The sequence below is a fragment of the Mesorhizobium sp. J18 genome (assembly GCF_007829525.1).
Classification (GTDB): Bacteria; Pseudomonadota; Alphaproteobacteria; order Rhizobiales; family Rhizobiaceae; genus VLJP01.
Map to the genome: position 1 here is coordinate 83690 of NZ_VLJP01000004.1, position 17160 is coordinate 100849.

At 61.5% G+C, this 17160-nt stretch carries 15 protein-coding genes, 1 tRNA gene and 1 pseudogene; 9 read left to right on the forward strand and 8 right to left on the reverse strand.

Going from position 1 to position 17160, the window contains the following annotated elements:
* The first annotated feature begins 2 nt into the window (after window positions 1-2).
* Entirely contained in the window at window positions 3-788 is a 786-nt protein-coding gene (locus tag L598_RS02845; protein ID WP_144860118.1) for a TIGR02186 family protein, read from the forward strand.
* On the opposite strand, the gene pdeM is transcribed toward L598_RS02845, so the two are convergent.
* The 3 genes and pseudogenes from pdeM to L598_RS02860 all read right to left on the reverse strand — a co-directional run bounded on the left by pdeM (window position 785) and on the right by L598_RS02860 (window position 5059).
* Window positions 785-1495, reverse strand: coding sequence for a ligase-associated DNA damage response endonuclease PdeM (gene pdeM, locus L598_RS02850; RefSeq protein WP_144860122.1), 711 nt, complete (start codon window positions 1493-1495; stop codon window positions 785-787). The two genes, L598_RS02845 and pdeM, sit on opposite strands and share 4 nt — an antisense overlap.
* Window positions 1492-3978 (reverse strand): ligase-associated DNA damage response DEXH box helicase, encoded by a 2487-nt coding sequence (locus L598_RS02855; protein ID WP_246658602.1) that lies wholly within the window; start codon window positions 3976-3978, stop codon window positions 1492-1494. The genes pdeM and L598_RS02855 overlap by 4 nt, the downstream gene beginning before the upstream one ends.
* 105 nt (window positions 3979-4083) lie before the next feature.
* Window positions 4084-5059 (reverse strand): annotated as a pseudogene (locus L598_RS02860) (methyltransferase).
* A 102-nt stretch (window positions 5060-5161) separates the two neighbouring features.
* On the opposite strand from L598_RS02860, the gene L598_RS02865 reads away from it, so the two are divergent.
* On the forward strand, window positions 5162-6172 hold the full coding sequence (locus L598_RS02865) for a ligase-associated DNA damage response exonuclease (protein ID WP_144860180.1): 1011 nt from the start codon (window positions 5162-5164) through the stop codon (window positions 6170-6172).
* Entirely contained in the window at window positions 6172-7773 is a 1602-nt protein-coding gene (locus L598_RS02870; protein ID WP_144860128.1) for a cisplatin damage response ATP-dependent DNA ligase, read from the forward strand. Before L598_RS02865 ends, L598_RS02870 begins: the two co-directional genes overlap by 1 nt.
* 2 nt (window positions 7774-7775) lie before the next feature.
* On the opposite strand, the gene L598_RS02875 is transcribed toward L598_RS02870, so the two are convergent.
* Both L598_RS02875 and L598_RS02880 read right to left on the reverse strand, forming a co-directional pair.
* Window positions 7776-8825 (reverse strand): hypothetical protein, encoded by a 1050-nt coding sequence (locus L598_RS02875; RefSeq protein WP_144860183.1) that lies wholly within the window; start codon window positions 8823-8825, stop codon window positions 7776-7778.
* 158 nt (window positions 8826-8983) lie between these two features.
* The gene (locus L598_RS02880; protein ID WP_144860131.1) at window positions 8984-9340 is read right to left on the reverse strand and encodes an MmcQ/YjbR family DNA-binding protein; all 357 of its coding nucleotides are present in this window, start codon (window positions 9338-9340) and stop codon (window positions 8984-8986) included.
* 100 nt (window positions 9341-9440) lie between these two features.
* Between L598_RS02880 and L598_RS02885 the strand changes: the two genes are divergently transcribed.
* The 3 genes from L598_RS02885 to L598_RS02895 are packed head-to-tail and all read left to right on the forward strand — an operon-like array spanning window position 9441 to window position 12421.
* Window positions 9441-10937 carry a CHASE3 domain-containing protein gene (locus L598_RS02885; RefSeq protein ID WP_144860134.1) on the forward strand — a complete coding sequence of 499 codons (1497 nt, stop codon included), beginning with the start codon at window positions 9441-9443 and terminating at the stop codon, window positions 10935-10937.
* Between the two features lie 26 nt (window positions 10938-10963).
* Window positions 10964-11377: a response regulator gene (locus tag L598_RS02890; protein WP_144860186.1), complete on the forward strand. Its 414-nt coding sequence runs from the start codon at window positions 10964-10966 to the stop codon at window positions 11375-11377.
* Window positions 11378-12421 carry a histidine kinase dimerization/phosphoacceptor domain -containing protein gene (locus L598_RS02895; protein ID WP_144860137.1) on the forward strand — a complete coding sequence of 348 codons (1044 nt, stop codon included), beginning with the start codon at window positions 11378-11380 and terminating at the stop codon, window positions 12419-12421.
* A gap of 63 nt (window positions 12422-12484) precedes the next feature.
* Here L598_RS02895 and L598_RS02900 read toward each other — a convergent pair whose 3' ends face one another.
* The 3 genes from L598_RS02900 to L598_RS02910 form a co-directional block, all read right to left on the reverse strand.
* Window positions 12485-13285 (reverse strand): xanthine dehydrogenase family protein subunit M, encoded by an 801-nt coding sequence (locus tag L598_RS02900; RefSeq protein WP_144860140.1) that lies wholly within the window; start codon window positions 13283-13285, stop codon window positions 12485-12487.
* A 20-nt stretch (window positions 13286-13305) separates the two neighbouring features.
* The gene (locus tag L598_RS02905; RefSeq protein ID WP_144860143.1) at window positions 13306-15660 is read right to left on the reverse strand and encodes a xanthine dehydrogenase family protein molybdopterin-binding subunit; all 2355 of its coding nucleotides are present in this window, start codon (window positions 15658-15660) and stop codon (window positions 13306-13308) included.
* A gap of 121 nt (window positions 15661-15781) precedes the next feature.
* Window positions 15782-16270, reverse strand: coding sequence for a (2Fe-2S)-binding protein (locus L598_RS02910; RefSeq protein WP_144860146.1), 489 nt, complete (start codon window positions 16268-16270; stop codon window positions 15782-15784).
* Between the two features lie 401 nt (window positions 16271-16671).
* Between L598_RS02910 and L598_RS02915 the strand changes: the two genes are divergently transcribed.
* The 3 genes from L598_RS02915 to L598_RS02920 all read left to right on the forward strand — a co-directional run.
* Window positions 16672-16747 (forward strand) — tRNA-Thr (locus L598_RS02915).
* A 31-nt stretch (window positions 16748-16778) separates the two neighbouring features.
* Window positions 16779-16943, forward strand: coding sequence for a hypothetical protein (locus L598_RS21345; protein WP_186444914.1), 165 nt, complete (start codon window positions 16779-16781; stop codon window positions 16941-16943).
* Window positions 16944-16982: 39 nt separating this feature from the next.
* Window positions 16983-17160, forward strand: a 178-nt coding sequence (locus L598_RS02920; RefSeq protein WP_144860148.1) for a transposase, incomplete at its 3' end; no start/stop codon positions are given.

Here is a 17160-nt window from a genome sequence, read left to right on the forward strand (position 1 = left end):
CCATGAGGAAGACAACACTCGCCCTTGTCTTTTTCCTTGCCGGCGCCCTGGCATCCGGCAGCGTCCGGGCGCAGCAGGAAGGCCAGGAAAGCATCGAGATCGGCCTTTCAACCGACAGCGTCTCGATCACCTCGGGCTTTTCCGGAACCAATCTCACCATCTTCGGCGCGCTCGACAATGCCGACCCTCTTGTGAGCCGTCAGGGCCGATATGATGTTATCGTGGTGCTCGAAGGACCGGCGCGGCCTGTCGTGGTGCGCAAGAAGACTCGTGTTCTCGGCATGTGGATCAATACGGATTCGCAGGAATTCGCGAATGTGCCGACCTCCTACGCTGTCGCCATGACGCGAATGCCGCAGGATATCACCAATACCGGCAACTACAGCCGGCTCGCGGTCGGCGCGGAGAACCTGCATATCAGGCCGCAGAACGGGGAGAGCCCCGCAACGATCGAGGAATTCACCAAGGCCCTGTTCGATGAGAAAAAGGCAAGCGGGCTTTATACGGAGCGTGTGGGCGGGGTGCAGTTCCTTTCCCGCAACCTCTTCCGGGCTACGCTCATGCTGGCGCCTAACGTGCCGGTCGGCACGCACCGCGCCCGCGCCTTTCTTTTCCGTAACGGTACCTTCATCAGGGAAACATCTGCAGCGCTCACCATCCAAAAAGCGGGTGCGGAACAGCGCATCTACGAAGTCGCCCACGATTACAGCTTCGCCTATGGCTCCGCTGCCGTTTTCCTTGCGATCATAACAGGCTGGATCGGCCGGCTCGTCTTCCGCAGGGATTAGACCGGAACAAGCATGTGTCCGGCGATCGGATAGATGCGTTTGGCGCCGAGCATGTAGGCCATCAGGCGATCCCGCCGGAACAATCCGGCATAGGCGCGGTCAAGCACGTTGAGGGTGCCGGTGAGGCTGCCGAAGGCCGGCATGACGAGGCGTTCGCCGTCGCTGGCGAAACAAGCGCGCCGCACAGAGCGTCCCCGGCGGACAATGCGCGCTCCTGGATGCAGATGCCCGGCGATCTCGCCACGCCCTGCGCCGAGGAGCGGTTCATGGCGAAACACCAATCCGGAAACCGCAAGTTCCGTCGCGGAGCGGCCGGGCAAGACACGCGGCGGCTCGGGGTCATGATTGCCGGAAATCCAGTACCAGTCACGGCCCGCCATCAGGTTCACCAGCGTGTCGCGGAAGACGGCGGGCATGCGGTCCGCACCGCCGCCGTCATGAAAGCTGTCGCCTAGGCTGACGACGATCCCGGGCTGGTACTCGGCCAGCAGCATTCCCAACTTCGCGAGAGTCACTGCCGTATCGTAAGGTGGCAGGAAGCTGCCGCGGCGGGCGAAGGAGGAGCCTTTCTCCAGATGCAGATCGGACACGGCAAGCAGACCGAGTTCGGGAAAGACGAGCGCGCCGCGATGGTCGCAAAGCGCCCGCTCGCCGGCAATTTCTACCACCGCCGAGCCGCGCTCCGTCACTATGGCGACCGCACTCATCCGCCCATGGCCTCTTCGATAAGACTATCTGCCGTTTCGCCCAAAAGCACCTCGTTCGCCTCGCCCGGAACCTGCTCCTTGCCGATTTCCAACATGATCGGAACGGCAAGCGGCGAAATACGCTCGAGATCCTTATGCACGATTCTCCCGCGGATGCGCGACAGCATTTCGCCGAGCCGGCGCACGTCAAGGAGACCGGTCGCGGCGTCGGACCATGTCGCCTGCAAGAGGATATGGTCCGGCTCATGCGTTCGCAGAACGTCATAGATGAGGTCCGCCGATACCGTAACCTGGCGCCCGGTCTTTTCCTGGCCGGGATGGCGTTTCTCGATCAAGCCGGATATCAGCGCGCAGTTGCGGAAAGTGCGCTTCAGGAGCCAGCTATCGGCCAGCCAGGCCTCAAGATCGTCGCCCAGCATGTCGTCGTCAAACAGGGTTTCAAGGCCATATTCCTGCATCCGGAACATGCGGCCCATGTCGCGCAGCGCCCAGATCGCTATCGAATAGTCGGTGGCCACAAAGCCGAGCGGCCCGCCCCCGGCGCGCTCCAGGCGGCGTGTCAGCAGCATGCCGAGGGTCTGATGGGCAAGCCTTCCTTCGAAAGGATAGGCAACCATGTAATAGCGATTGCCGCGCGGAAAGGTCTCGACAAGCAGATCCTCCCTGCGCGGCAGAACAGACTTGTCCGCCTGGACGCGCAGCCAATCAGACACCTGTTCGGGCAGTGCCTTCCAGCGATCGGGATCTGCGAGCATGCCACGTACCTCTCCGGCCAGATAGGTTGAAAGCGGGAACTTCCCGCCTGCATAGACCGGTATTCTCGCATCCTCTCCCGCAGCGGCGGAGACATAGCATTCATTTTCGCGGATGCCCTCGAAGCGCAACACCCGTCCCGCGAAGAGGAAGGTATCGCCCGGCGCCAGAGTTTCGAGGAAATATTCCTCGATCTGGCCGAGAACGGGCCCGCCACGCACATTGCTGCCGCGTCCACGCGACCGGGTAAAGCGCACGTTCAATGTCGGCGCCTCGACGATCGTGCCCACATTGAGCCTGTATTGCTGCGCCACCCGCGGATGGCTGACGCGCCAGCGGCCGTCCTTCGTCTTGCGGATGCGGGCATAGCGTTCATAGCTTTTGAGAGCATAGCCACCGGTGGCGACGAAATCCACGATGCGATCAAAGGTTCGGCGGTCGAGCGCCGCATAGGGCTCCGCCCCGCGGATCTCCTCGTAGAGCGCATCAGCCTCGAAAGGCGCGCCGCAGGCACAGCCCAGCACGTGCTGCGCAAGGACATCAAGCGCGCCCTCCACCAGCGGCGGCGTGTCTTGCGCGCCGAGATAATTGGCTTCGAGTGCGGCGCGGCATTCCATCACCTCGAAGCGGTTGGCCGGGACCAGGATGGCTCGGCTCGGCTCATCCATGCGGTGATTGGAGCGCCCGATGCGCTGGGCGAGACGGCTGGCTCCCTTGGGCGCCCCGACATGGACGACCAGATCGACATCGCCCCAGTCAATGCCGAGATCGAGCGTAGACGTGGCGACGATGGCGCGCAGGCTGTTCGTCTCCATCGCTTTCTCGACCTTGCGCCGTTGCGCAACATCGAGCGAACCATGATGAAGCGCGATCGGCAGATTGTCCTCATTGACGCGCCAGAGCTCGCGAAAAAGCATCTCAGCCTGGCTGCGCGTATTGACGAAGAGCAGCGTCGTGCGATGGGCGCGGATGGCCTCGTAGACCTTCGGGATCGCATAGCGGGCGGAGTGCCCTGCCCAGGGAACCCGCTCCTCGGTTTCGAGGATGGTTATCTCGGGCTTGGCGCCTCCCGCCACGGTGACGATATCAGCCATCGCGCCCGGCGGATTCTGGTCCACAAGCCAACGGCGCAGGGCGTCCGGCTCGGCAACCGTCGCCGAAAGGCCGACCGCCGTCAGCGAAGGGACGAAGCGGCGCAACCGTGCCAAGCCCAGGGAAAGCAGGTGGCCACGCTTGGAGATGACCAACGAATGAAGTTCGTCCAGCACGACATAACGAAGATCGCAGAAGAAGCGCTCGGCATCCGGTGAAGCGATGAGAAGTGCCAGTTGCTCCGGCGTCGTCAGAAGGATGTCCGGCGGAGCGATCTTCTGGCGCTGACGCTTGTGGGAGGGCGTGTCGCCGGTGCGCGTCTCCATCGTGACCGGCAGACCCATTTCCTCGACCGGCTTTCTCAGGTTGCGTTCGATATCGACCGCCAGAGCCTTGAGCGGTGAAATATAAAGCGTATGCACGCCCCGCAGCGCCGTGCCCGGCTTTCTCTTCGGCCGGCCGGCCAGATCGATGAGCGAAGGAAGAAAGCCGGCCAATGTCTTGCCCGCTCCGGTGGGGGCAATCAGGAGAGCGGACTTGCCGGCCCGTGCGCGGGCGAGAAGTTCGAGCTGATGGGGCCGCGGCGACCAGCCGCGGTCGCCGAACCAGTTCAGAAACAGTTCGGGCAGGAGCCCCAGGGGCTCGCCGGAAAAGTGGATCGGTTGCTCGCTCAAGGGAGATCAGAACTAAACCAGAACGTCAACCGCGCCAAGCCGCTTGTGTCTCTCCGCGAAGACATTGTTCTAGTTTGGGACGGGAAGCTCCTCTTCAGCCGGTTTCGGCGGCTCGATCACGGTTGCCGAATGAACGGCACTGCGGCGGGCGACGACAATCAGGCCTTCGATCGGCTCGCCGCGATCCATTCGGATCATCGCTCTTTCGAGGCTTAGAAGCTCGAACCCGCATGCTGTCAGTGTGGCGGTCACACAGGCTTCGGAATGGGCATAGCGGCGCGAGGGTTGGAGCATCAGGGCCTCCGGTCCCTCGTGCCGCTCGACGGAGAAGGCGAAAAGCCCCTCCGGCGGCAGGGCGGAGGATACCATGGCGAAAACCCGGTCCAGCGCGCCGATATACATGAAGACGTCGGCCGCCGTCACCAGATCGGCACCTTTCGGCAATTCAGCAACTGTCTGCAGGTCGCAGACCGTCAGCCGGTCGTAGATGCGCTTGGCTTCCGCCCGCTTGAGCATTTCCGGCGAGATGTCCATGCCCTCGAGGAAGCTCGCGGCTGCCCGCATCCTTTCACCCATCAGTCCCGTGCCGCAGCCGATATCCAGCACGTGGGCGAAGCTTTCCCGGCCAGTTGCGAGAACTGCCGCAAGCAGGCGTTCGGGCACGCTGTAGGCAAGCCGTTCGACAAGGGCCGCGTCGAATTCAGGCGCATACTGGTCGAAAAGTGTCTGCACGAAGGTGCTGGGCACTATGTCGATCCCGCTCATGGCGCCTGCCAAAGCAAGCTTTAGCGTCGCGCCGAAACGATCCTCCGGGTCCAGCCTCAACACCGCCCGCCAGCACTCGACAGCCTCTGCTATTCTACCTGCCGCCTCCAGCATCTCGCCAAGGCGGAAGTGGCCGGCGCTCCAGTCCGGTGCCAGCGCCAGCGCATCGCGCATGAGATCGGCCGCCGGCGGATTCGTCACCCTCGGCGAACAGCATTTCAGCGAAATCGGCGCGGCGATCGGCAATGAGATCGCCCGAAGAGAAATTCAGCGGGATCACGAATGAGGCCAGCCCGACAATGAGCGCGCGGCTTATGATGCAAAGACGCAGAGCTTGCAAGAGGCTTTTTCCGGCGCGCGGATCGCCTATGTTCATGACGCAATGAACGCACGCGATCTTCTTCATCCGCGGCCCGAAGGACTGTATTGTCCGCCCGGCGATTTCTATATCGACCCCGTGCGCCCCGTTGGCCGCGCACTGATAACCCACGGCCATGCCGACCATGCCAGGGCGGGCAACCGGGCGGTGCTGGCCACGCGCGAGACCCTCGACATCATGGCGATCCGCTACGGCGAGGATTTCGCCGGGACGGCCCAGGCGGCGCGGTTGGGGGAGACGATCACGATCAACGGCGTGCGCGTCACCTTCCATCCGGCCGGGCATGTGCTGGGCTCGGCGCAAATCTCGGTGGAGGCAAACGGCCTGCGCATCGTGGCCTCGGGCGACTATAAGCGGCAGCCGGACCCGACCTGCGCCGGTTTCGAGACCGTCCCCTGCGACGTTTTCATTACGGAGGCGACCTTCGGGCTGCCGGTCTTCGTGCATCCGCCGAGCACGGAAGAGATCGAAAGGCTGTTGAAGTCGGTCGCGCAGTTCCCCGAGCGGTCGCATATTGTCGGCGCCTATGCGCTCGGCAAGGCGCAACGCGTCATCACACTCCTGCGTCAGGCGGGCTATGAAAAGCCGATCTTCATCCATGGCGCGCTGGCAAGGCTTTGCGGCTATTACGAAAGCCGCGGCATTAATCTCGGCCCGCTGGAGCCAGCGACGGTGGAAGGTCCGGGCCGCGAATCCTATGCCGGCGAAATCGTCATCGGGCCGCCTTCGGCCTTCGTCGATCGCTGGTCGCGCCGCTTCCCCGACCCGATCGCCTGCTTCGCATCGGGATGGATGCGCATACGCCAGCGTGCCAAGCAGCGCGGCGTCGAACTGCCACTCATCATCTCCGATCACGCCGACTGGACGGAACTGACCGACACGGTAAGGCAGACTGGAGCGCGGGAGGTATGGGTCACCCATGGCCGTGAGGAGGCCCTTGTGCGCTGGTGCGAGATCGAGGGCATCGCCGCGCGGCCGCTGCATCTCGTCGGCTACGAGGACGAGGGCGACTGATGGAGCGCTTTGCCGAACTCCTTGACCGTCTCGTGCTGACGCCCTCGCGCAATGGCAAGCTTACGCTGCTGGTCGACTATTTCCGCGCGGTCCCCGATCCCGATCGCGGTTTCGCGCTTGCGGCGCTGACCGGCGGCCTCGACTTCCCGGCCGTCAAGCCGGCCATGTTGAGAACGCTGGTAACAGAGCGCATGGATCCGGTTCTTTTCGCCTATTCCTACGACTATGTCGGCGATCTTGCCGAGACCGTGTCTCTTGTCTGGCCGCATCGTCCCCGCCGGGAGGGCGGTCCTGCGCCGACATTGTCGGACATCGTTCAGGAACTCGCGACCGCCAGCCGGTCCGACGCGCCGGCACGCATGGCCGGTCTTCTCGACCGGCTGGAGGTTCCGGGGCGCTTTGCGGCGATCAAGCTCGCTACCGGGGGCCTTCGCATAGGCGTCTCCGCCCGGCTGGCAAAACAGGCTTTGGCGGCATTCGGCAATGTCGAAGTCACTGAGATCGAGGAACTTTGGCACGGGCTCCATGCCCCTTACATGGAGCTGTTCGCCTGGCTCGAAGGCCGGGCAGCAAAACCGGAAAGCGCGGCGAAAGCACTCTTCCGGCCGGTCATGCTTTCCCATCCCGTCGCCGAGGGCGATCTGGAGAAGCTCGACCCCGCAGACTATTCGGCGGAATGGAAATGGGACGGCATCCGTGTTCAGGTCACCTGCGAAAGCGGGATCTCGCGCCTCTATTCACGCACCGGCGACGATATTTCCGGCGCCTTTCCGGACCTTATGGAGGAAATGCGCTTTGAAGGCGTGCTCGACGGCGAATTGCTGGTCGGAGACCCGACCGAGCAAACCCGCACCTTCGGCGATCTGCAGCAACGGCTGAACCGCAAGACCGTCTCTAAAAGGATGATGACGGACTATCCAGTCTTCGTGCGCTGCTACGACCTCCTTCAAATCGGCGACCGGGACACGCGCTCCCTGCCCTTTGCGGAACGCAGGAAGCTGCTGGAGGAATTCGTCGGCAGGCTACCGCCGGAACGGTTCGACCTCTCCCCTATCCTGGAATTCGAGGATTGGAAGACCTTGGAAGAAATGCGCCGCAACCCGCCGCATCCGGTCGTAGAGGGCGTCATGATCAAGCGGCGGGATTCGACCTACGTGCCCGGTCGGCCGAAGGGGCCGTGGTTCAAATGGAAGCGCGACCCGCATGTGATCGACGCGGTGCTGATGTATGCACAGCGCGGCCATGGCAAACGTTCAAGCTTCTATTCCGACTATACGTTCGGCGTCTGGTCGGGCGACCCCGAGGAACCGGAACTGGTTCCCGTCGGCAAGGCTTATTTCGGCTTCACCGATGAGGAGCTCAGGCAGATCGACAAATTCGTGCGCGACAACACAATCGATCGCTTCGGGCCGGTACGCGCCGTGCGTGCGGACCGAAACCAGGGGCTGGTCATTGAGGTCGCCTTCGAAGGCATCAATCGCTCGACACGTCACAAATCGGGGGTTGCCATGCGCTTTCCGCGCATCTCCCGTCTGAGATGGGACAAGCCGACCGTCGAGGCCGACCGCATAGAAACCTTGTTCGACCTGCTCGGGGACTGAACTCAGTCCGCCGTCGAAACCCTGATCGAGAAGATGTCGAGCGCCCTGCCCTGTCCGGCCATGTCGGGAACGATCGTGATCGTTCCGCCTGAGCTCGGCTGCTGGTCTGGCAGGTCGACCTCAAACAGATAATCGGAACGTTCAAAGCCGACGACATAACGGGTACGTCCGCAATCGCCGAGCGCACCGAAATCGCAGGATATCGATATTTCAGTCCCTTCGCCCTCGGCGCCGCGGGCAATGACGTTGAAAACGGCATGACGGCCGGCAATCTGCTCAAGCACTCCCTGGCCGACATCGAAGGCGATCCCGGAGTCCGGTCCCGATGAGCGTATCTGGATGAACGAAGCCTCATCCCCCTGTTTCACGTCAGCCTGAGCCCCATTGGGTGCCCGCACCGTGGTTGGGTCGGAAGGCGTGAACACGTTGATCCAGTTGCCTTCCGGCGTCACGGTCTGGTTTGACTGTCCTTGCTGGGATGTTGTTCCCGCAGAACCGGGTTCCGAAAGGCTACCACGCGAACCGAAGCCACCCGTCAATGCCCACCACAGACCGAGGCCGATCAGAACCATCACAGCAAGCAGCAACAGACCGGGAAGGAAAGACCACCGGGATCGCTCCCGGACGGCGCGGGGCGCAGCGGAACCGCGCCGGTCCTCGCCATCCATCTCTGCGCGATCCTGCCGTAGATGCGCATCAGCATCGTCTCGATCGAGTTTGGGCAGGAAATCCGTATCCCGGTCAGTCGCATGCTCCCGGCTCACAGACACAAGCGGGGCATCGACCTGCGGACCGGCTGCGGCGGGAGCGGTCGGCGAAGCCGTAACCGGGCAGGACGGCGGAGCCGGTATGAATTCCGATTCGATCTCGGTGATCTTGGACTTCAGGTGATTGCGCCGCTTGATCGCCGCCTCGACCGTTAGCTCGGGCCTGGCCTTCAGCGAGCGTTCCAATGCCGAAAATGCGGAGCGATACACCTTCTCGCGAAAGGCCCGATCCTGCGCGTCACCCTTTTCCAGGGCGGTCCTTATCGCCTTCTCAACCGCGTCCAAGGCGTTCCCCATGGTTGCTGATGCCCCACTGGCAATGGTTAGCACAGGCAGACCGTCAATCAAGTCAAGCCGTTACGGCTCATGTCGATATTTGCGACCGTCGCATGCTTGTCCTTATAACGGTCGAAGAGCCATCGACAGGCAATTCGCGCCAGCATTCACTTCGACAGGACTTGGAGACCAAGTTCTGCCCGGATGCTCTTGGGCAAACCGCCGGCAACAATATTGTATGCTTCTTTCAGGTAGGCGGCCAATTGGTCGTCGGGCCAGTCGCCAATATTGTCGAGATGGACCCATTTGGCACGGGCGAGATACGGTGCGGGCCGCGCTCTGCCGCTTTCGGTCAATATCTCGAAGGCGATATGCGAAACCTTGAACGACAGTCCTCCCATCGCGCCGACAAGAGCGAACATCTTGCCACCGATCTTGTAGGCGTCGTGATCGTCGCCCCAGGGATGCTCCAGCTTCACGCCGTCAAAGGCGAGGCAAGACTTGTGAACACCCTTTCGATCCATGTTCCATGCCTTCGTTCCGGCGTGGTCGTGAAATTATAAAATGATCTTCGAATTCGCGGCGCAACTGTTTAATGATGCCCACACTGCCTGGAACGTCAGAATGCCGATTGCAAAAAATTCCTTTGTTCGAACAACAGCCGTTCTCATCATAATCGGCGCACTGGCCCTTCTTGCCATTGTCGGAACCAACATATGGCTGGTCGGTCAGGCGCAGAATTATTTCAACAATGTCATCCAGGCGCGCGACGTGCGCAGCGCAGCGACTGATCTGCGCAAGTCGCTGCAGGATATGGAAGCCGGGCAGCGCGGCTATCTTCTGACGGACGATGCCCGCTATCTGGAACCATATCAGGCTTCACGCAGCAAAATTGCCGCGCAATACGAGGCCCTCGAAAAGGCACTGATCCCCTATCCCCAATATCACGAGCGTTTCCGCGATCTCGTCTCAGCCCTCGACCAGAAGATCGCCGAGATCGAAACCACGATCTCCCTTTATCAGGACGGGCGGCAGGCCGAGGCGATTGGTATCGTCCGCACCGATCGGGGCAAACGGCTGATGGATGAGGCCAATCTCATTTTTGACGGCATCATCGAAGCCTCGGACCGCCGCATGGTTGCCGGCGTGGAAGACCAGAGCGCGATCAACAGCGCCATGCGCTGGATCACAATCCTCGGCGGTCTCGTGATTGTCGGCGTTGTCGGGGGAGCCGTATGGATGGCGCTCGCCTATACCCGTGAGCTGATCAATGCGCGCCTCGAACTGGAATCGCTGAACACGGATCTCGAAGAGCGCGTCAAGGAACGGACGCAGGATCTGATCCAGGCCAATGAGGAAGTGCAGCGCTTCGCTTATATCGTCACGCATGATCTTCGCGCGCCGCTTGTGAACATCATGGGTTTTACCGCCGAATTGGACGAGACGATGAAGTCCATACAGGCTTATGTCCTCGCAGATGGCGAGCCGTTGAGTGAGCAGGAGATCGAGGACGCGCGAACAGCCGCGGCCGAGGACCTGCCGGAGGCGATAGGCTTCATCCGCAGTTCGACCCGCAAGATGGACGGACTGATAAATGCCATCCTCAAGATTTCTCGGGAGGGCCGCCGGCCCCTCAAACCGGAGCAGATCGACCTCAAGGCTCTTCTGGAAGCGACGGCCGCCACCGTGCATCACCAGGTTTCGGAAACGGGAGGCGAGGTTGGCATCGAGGTGGACGTGCCGGAGATTGTCTCGGATCGTCTTTCTCTCGACCAGATCTTCGGCAATCTCCTCGACAATGCGGTAAAATATCGGGCGGTTGACCGACCCATTGAGATCAGGATAAGCGCCAGACGGGAATTGGCAGGGCGGGTGCGGATCGATGTGAGCGACAACGGCAGGGGCATCCCGTCCCAGGACTATGAGCGTGTCTTCGACCTGTTCCGTCGGTCCGGCTCTCAGGATCAACCTGGTGAAGGCATCGGCCTCGCGCATGTGCGCACACTGGTACGCGGCCTTGGCGGTGATATAACGCTGAGCTCGGAAGTCGGGCAGGGAACGACATTTACAATCATGCTGCCGACCGATGTTCGGGTCTTCATGAGGAGAAACGGAAAGTGAGCGAGGGAAAACCGGTCACGATCGTCATGGTCGAGGACGACGAGGGCCATGCGCGGCTGATCGAGAAGAATATCCGGCGTGCCGGCGTGAACAATCCCGTCGTGCCGTTCGCCAACGGGACTGACGCCCTGGACTTTCTTCTGGGCAAGGATCGGTCGGGCCGCGTGAGCGCCGGCCGGCATATGCTGATCCTGCTGGATCTCAACCTGCCCGACATGACCGGCGTCGACATCCTCGAGACCGTCAAGGGCAACGTTCATACGAAGCGGACGCCGGTCGTCGTGTTGACGACGACAGATGACGAGCGCGAAATCCAGCGCTGTTACGACCTCGGCGCCAATGTGTATATCACCAAGCCCGTTGACTACGAGAACTTCGCCAACGCCATCCGGCAGCTCGGCTTGTTCTTCTCGGTTATTCAGGTTCCGGAGACGGCATAAGTGCAGAACACCCCGTTTCGGGTCCTCCATATAGATGATGATCTGGCGCTCGTGCGACTGGTCGAAAAGACTTTGACGCGGCACGGATTCGAGGTGGAGAATGTCAGCGATGCCGATGCCGGCCTGGCACGCATAGCCGAAGGCGGCATCGACGTCGTGGTGCTTGACCATTACCTGCCGTCCGGAACCGGCCTGTTCGTGCTCCGCAAGCTCGTACAGAATCCTGATTCCCCGCCGGTCGTCTATGTAACAGGTTCGGCGGAAACCACGCTTGCCGTGGAAGCGCTCAAGGCGGGGGCGGCCGATTACGTGCTGAAAACGGTCGGCGAGGATTTCCTCGTCCTGCTTGAGGGCGCAATCAACCAGGCCATCGAGAAGTCGAGACTGAAGCGTGAAAAGGAGAAAGCCGAGCGGGAGGTGCGCGCCGCCCGCGACCGGGCAGAAATCCTGCTCGCCGAGGTAAATCATCGCGTGGCCAACAGTCTGGCCCTTGTCGCCTCCCTGGTGCGCATGCAGTCATCCGCCATCAGCGATCCGCAGGCAAAGGACGCCCTGGCTGAAACCGAGGTTCGAATCTCGGCCATCGCGAATCTCCATCGCCGCCTCTATACGTCGGATGACGTGCGTTCGGTCGAAATGGATTCCTATATCAGGTCACTCGTCGCAGAACTCGAATCCTCGATGAAGCAGGCGGGCCATCAGGCAAGAATCCGGCTCGATCTCGACGCGATCGCCTTTCCTACCGACAAGGCAGTGTCCCTCGGAATGATCGTCACCGAGCTCCTGACGAATGCCTTCAAATACGCATATCCCGACAATATGCAGGCTGGCGAGGTGCGTGTCATCATGAAGCAGACAAGCGACAACCGCGCCAGGCTCACGGTCGAGGACGACGGGATCGGCTGGAACGGCAAGGATCAGCCGCAGGGCACGGGGCTCGGCACGCGGATCGTGCATGCCATGGCCCATACGCTCGAAGGCGAAATCGTCTATGGCGACGGCTCCGGCGGCACCCGGACCAGCATCGAACTGGCCTACCGCTGAAAAAAGGGGCTTCCGGATGATCCGGAAGCCCCTTTCGCCTGGAACGAGATGTTTCGATAGGCGTCAGCTCTTTGCTCTCGCCACGGCGCGCTTGGCCATGACCAGTATCAGATTGGCCCGGTATTCGGCCGAGGCATGAATGTCGGACATGAGATTGTCGGAGGGGATGCTTAACCCGTCCAGTGCCGCGGCGTCGAAATTCTTCGAAAGCGCAGCCTCTATCTCGGACGAGCGGAACACCCCTTCCTCGCCGGCTCCCGTCACGGCGACGCGCACACCGTCCGCATCCGCCGCCACGAACACTCCCGTCAGCGCGTAGCGTGAGGCTGGATTGGGGAATTTCTCATAGCCGCATTTGGCGGGCGCGGTAAATCTGACCGCTTTGATGATCTCGTCATCCTCCAGCGCGGTCTCGAAAAGGCCCTGGAAGAAATCGTCCGCCGCGATCTCACGCCGGTTGGTCACCACCGTTGCATTCATTGCCAGGATTGCCGCGGGATAATCGGCGGCGGGGTCGTTATTGGCCACCGATCCGCCGATCGTCCCCATATGGCGCACATGGGGATCACCGATATGGGAGGCAAGATGGCAAAGCGCGGGGCAGATTTGCGCGATCTCCTTGCTCGCCGCCACTTCCGCATGAGTCGTCCCGGCTCCGATCGTCACCTCCCGGCCGGAAACGGTGATGCCCTTGAGCTCCTGGATATGGCGCAGGTCGATCAGGACGGAAGGCGCGGCAAGGCGCGCCTTCATGGTCGGGATCAGTGTCTGGCCGCCGGCGACGAGCTTGCCATCCTCGCTATCGCCGAGAAGCTTGACGGCGTCCTCCAGCGAGGAGGCGCGGTGATAATTCAGTGCATACATGGAAATCTCTCCGACCGCATTCAGTGTTTCGTTGCCGCCCTAAGCGCCTTCCAAACCTTCTGGGGCGTCGCAGGCATGGTCAGGTCGTTGGTGCCTATGGCATCGGTGATGGCGTTTATGACCGCCGGCGGAGAGCCGATCGCACCGGCTTCACCGCAACCCTTGATGCCGAGCGGATTGCCCGGGCAAGGCGTGTTCGAGGTCGAGACCTTGAAGGACGGAAGGTCGCCTGCACGCGGCATCTGGTAATCCATATAGCTCGCCGTGACGAGCTGGCCGGTCTCGGGGTCGTAATGGCAGGTTTCCATCAGCGCCTGCCCGACGCCCTGGGCAATGCCGCCATGCACCTGGCCCTCCACGATCATCGGATTGATGATATTGCCGAAATCATCGGCTGCAACGAACTGGATGATCTCGGTCTGGCCCGTATCGGGATCGACCTCGACCTCGCAGATGTAGCAGCCGGCCGGGAAGGTGAAATTGGTGGGATCGTAGAAGGCCCCTTCCTTAAGGCCAGGCTCCATGCCGGCCGGCAGGTTGTGCGCCGTATAGGCAGCAAGCGCCACCTGGAACCAGGGGACCGACTTGTCCGTGCCTGCAATCTTGGCCTCGCCGTTCTCGATCACCACATCGGCCTCGTCGGCTTCCAGGAGATGGGCGGCAATCTTTTTCGCCTTGGCCTCCATCTTGTCCAGGGCCTTGACGACGGCGCTCATGCCGACTGCCCCCGAACGCGAGCCATAAGTGCCCATGCCCATCTGCACCTTGTCCGTGTCGCCATGGATGACCGACACGCTTTCGATCGGCACGCCGAAGCGGTCCGCGACAAGTTGCGAGAAGGTCGTCTCATGACCCTGGCCGTGGCTGTGCGAGCCGGTCAGGATTTCGATCGTGCCGACCGCATTGACGCGGACCTCCGCCGATTCCCACAAGCCGACGCCGGCTCCCAGCGAGCCGACCGCGGCCGACGGCGCGATGCCACAGGCTTCGATATAGCAGCTCATGCCGATGCCGCGCAGCTTCCCGCGCGCCTTCGCCTCGGCACGGCGCTGCTCGAAACCTTCATAATCCGCTGCCTGCATGGCCGCGTTGAGCGAGGCTTCATAGTCACCGGCATCGTAATTCATGATGACCGGCGTCTGGTGCGGGAATTCGCGGATGAAGTTCCTGCGCCGAAGTTCGGCCGGTGAAACGCCCAGCTCGCGCGCAGCCGTTTCCACCACACGCTCTATGAGGAAGGTCGCCTCGGGCCGGCCGGCTCCCCGATAGGCATCGACCGGCGCGGTATTGGTGTAGACCGCTCTGACATTGCAGTGGATGGCCGGGATGTCATACTGGCCCGACAGCAAGGTAGCGTAGAGATAGGTCGGCACCGAGGAGGAGAAGAGGGACATATAGGCGCCGAAATTGGCGATCGTGTCCACCTTCAGAGCAGTGATGCGGTTGTTCTGGTCGAAAGCCAGCTCCACTTCGGTGTGGTGGTCGCGGCCATGGGCATCCGTCATGAAGCTCTCGGTACGGTCGGCGACCCATTTCACCGGCACGCCTGTCTTTTTCGACGCCCACAGGCAGACGATCTCTTCCGGATATATGAATATCTTCGAACCGAAGCCGCCTCCGACATCCGGCGCGATGACGCGCAACTTGTTTTCCGGCGCGACATTGTAGAAGGCGCTCATGACAAGCCGGGCCACGTGCGGGTTCTGGCTCGTCGTCCAGCAGGTATAGTGGTCCTCGCCCTTGTCGTAATGGCCAAGAGCGGCCCGCGGCTCCATCGCATTCGGGACGAGACGGTTGTTGACGATCTTCATGCGCGTCACATGCGCGGCCTTCGCGATTGCCTCATCTGTCGCCTTTGCGTCGCCGATCTCCCAATCGAAGATCAGGTTGCCCTCGGCCTCCGGATGAAGCTGCGGCGCGCCGGGCTGAAGCGCCGCAACCGCATCGGTGACGGCGTCCTTCTCGTCATAATCCACCACCACCGCTTCGGCCGCGTCGCGGGCCTGTCCCTTCGTTTCGGCGACGACAATTGCCACCGCGTCGCCCACATAGCGCACGCGGTCGACGGCCAGCGGCGACCAGGCGCCCATTTTCATGGGCGAGCCGTCCTTGGAGTGGATCATCCAGCCGCAGATCAGATTGCCGATGCCGTCGGCCTTGATCTCGCGGCCGGTGAGAACGGCGATGACACCCGGCATCTTGCGCGCCTGCTCGACATCGATGCCCTTGATTTCGGCATGTGCGTGAGGGCTTCTGACGAAAGCAGCATGCTTCATGCCCGGAACGACCATGTCGTCCACATAGCGGCCCGTTCCGGTAATGAACCGCCTGTCTTCCTTTCGCGCCACCCGCGCGCCTATGCCTTCCATTCCCATCGCGAAAACTCCTCCGGATCTGAATCTGAACGGCAGTGGGCGGCTGGCAATTGTTCAAAGCAGAACGTGACGATCCAGCACCCTTACCGTCGCTACTCCCAATTCCGACTGCCGACTATCGTCAGGCCGCCTTTGCCTTTCCCTTGCTCATGGTCTCGGATGCGGCCAGCACGGCTTTCACTATGTTGTGGTAACCCGTGCAGCGGCAGATATTGCCTTCCAGTTCCGCGCGCACCGTGGCTTCGTCGAGACCTTCCGGATGGCGATTGATCATGTCGACGGAAGCCATGATCATGCCCGGAGTGCAGAAGCCGCATTGCAGGCCATGATGCTCCTTGAAGGCGGCCTGAACAGGATGAAGATCGGCACCGTTGGCGAGCCCTTCAATCGTGGTGATCGTCGAGCCGGAAGCCTGGGCCGCCAGTATGGTGCAGGATTTCACTGCCTTGCCGTCGAGATGGACGACACAGGCCCCGCACTGGGACGTGTCGCACCCCACATGCGTCCCCGTCAGCCCCAGATGTTCGCGCAGGTAGTGGACCAGCAATGTTCGATCCTCGACGGCCCCGGTGACCTCCCGGCCGTTCACCACCATGGAAACTTCTGACATGAATTCTCCCTCCGCTGGTCTTGCATGTCTTCGCTCTCGTCATGGAGCGAGAGTCAGGTGAGATTACCGCAGGAAGCAAAAGAGTCCATTATCATTTCGGCAATCTGCGACCGGTCGGCCGTCGGATTTTCTGATTGGGGCGGACCGCCCTCTGTCGATACCGGCGAAATTCGGCCATACTCTGCCGCGGCGGTCTCTTGATCTTGGTGGCCGATACGGCTATCACGCCGCTCACATCCGGCGGCATGAGCCGCCGGGACCCCAGGCCGCATTAGCTCAGTTGGTAGAGCACGTCATTCGTAATTAGCGGGTCCGCTAGAGAATGAGGTTCGAAGCCAGTGAGTTGGGGCTGGTGAGTGAAAGTTAGTAGGGCCATAGTATGGCCGTGTGTGAAGGGTTAAGCCGCTTTAGCTCAGTTGGTAGAGCACATCATTCGTAATGATGGGGTCGCGTGTTCGAGTCACGCAAGCGGCACCACTTCCCAGCTTGAGGAAGTCGAAGTGCGCAGATGACCGGTGGTCCATACGATCCGAGAGCCGTCGCCAACCTCATGCTGGATGAGGCTGACAGGTCGGGGATCAAGGTCACCAATCTTGCACTTCAAAAGCTCCTCTACTTTGCCCATTCCATTTTCCTGATCGAAGCCAAGCGACCTCTGATCCTCCCCCAGTGAAGTGGTCCGCCGTTATGATTAGGAAACGGAGGATCGAGAATGGCCAACAAGCGACCGAAGCCGGAAGAGATTGTCTCGAAGTTGCGGCAGGTTGAGGTTCTGATGGGGCAAGGCCTGTCCCGTCTTGATGCGATCAGGCGGATCGGCGTTGTCGAACAGACTTATTACCGCTGGCGCAAGCAATATGGTGGGATGGGCGTAGATCAGTTGAAGGAAC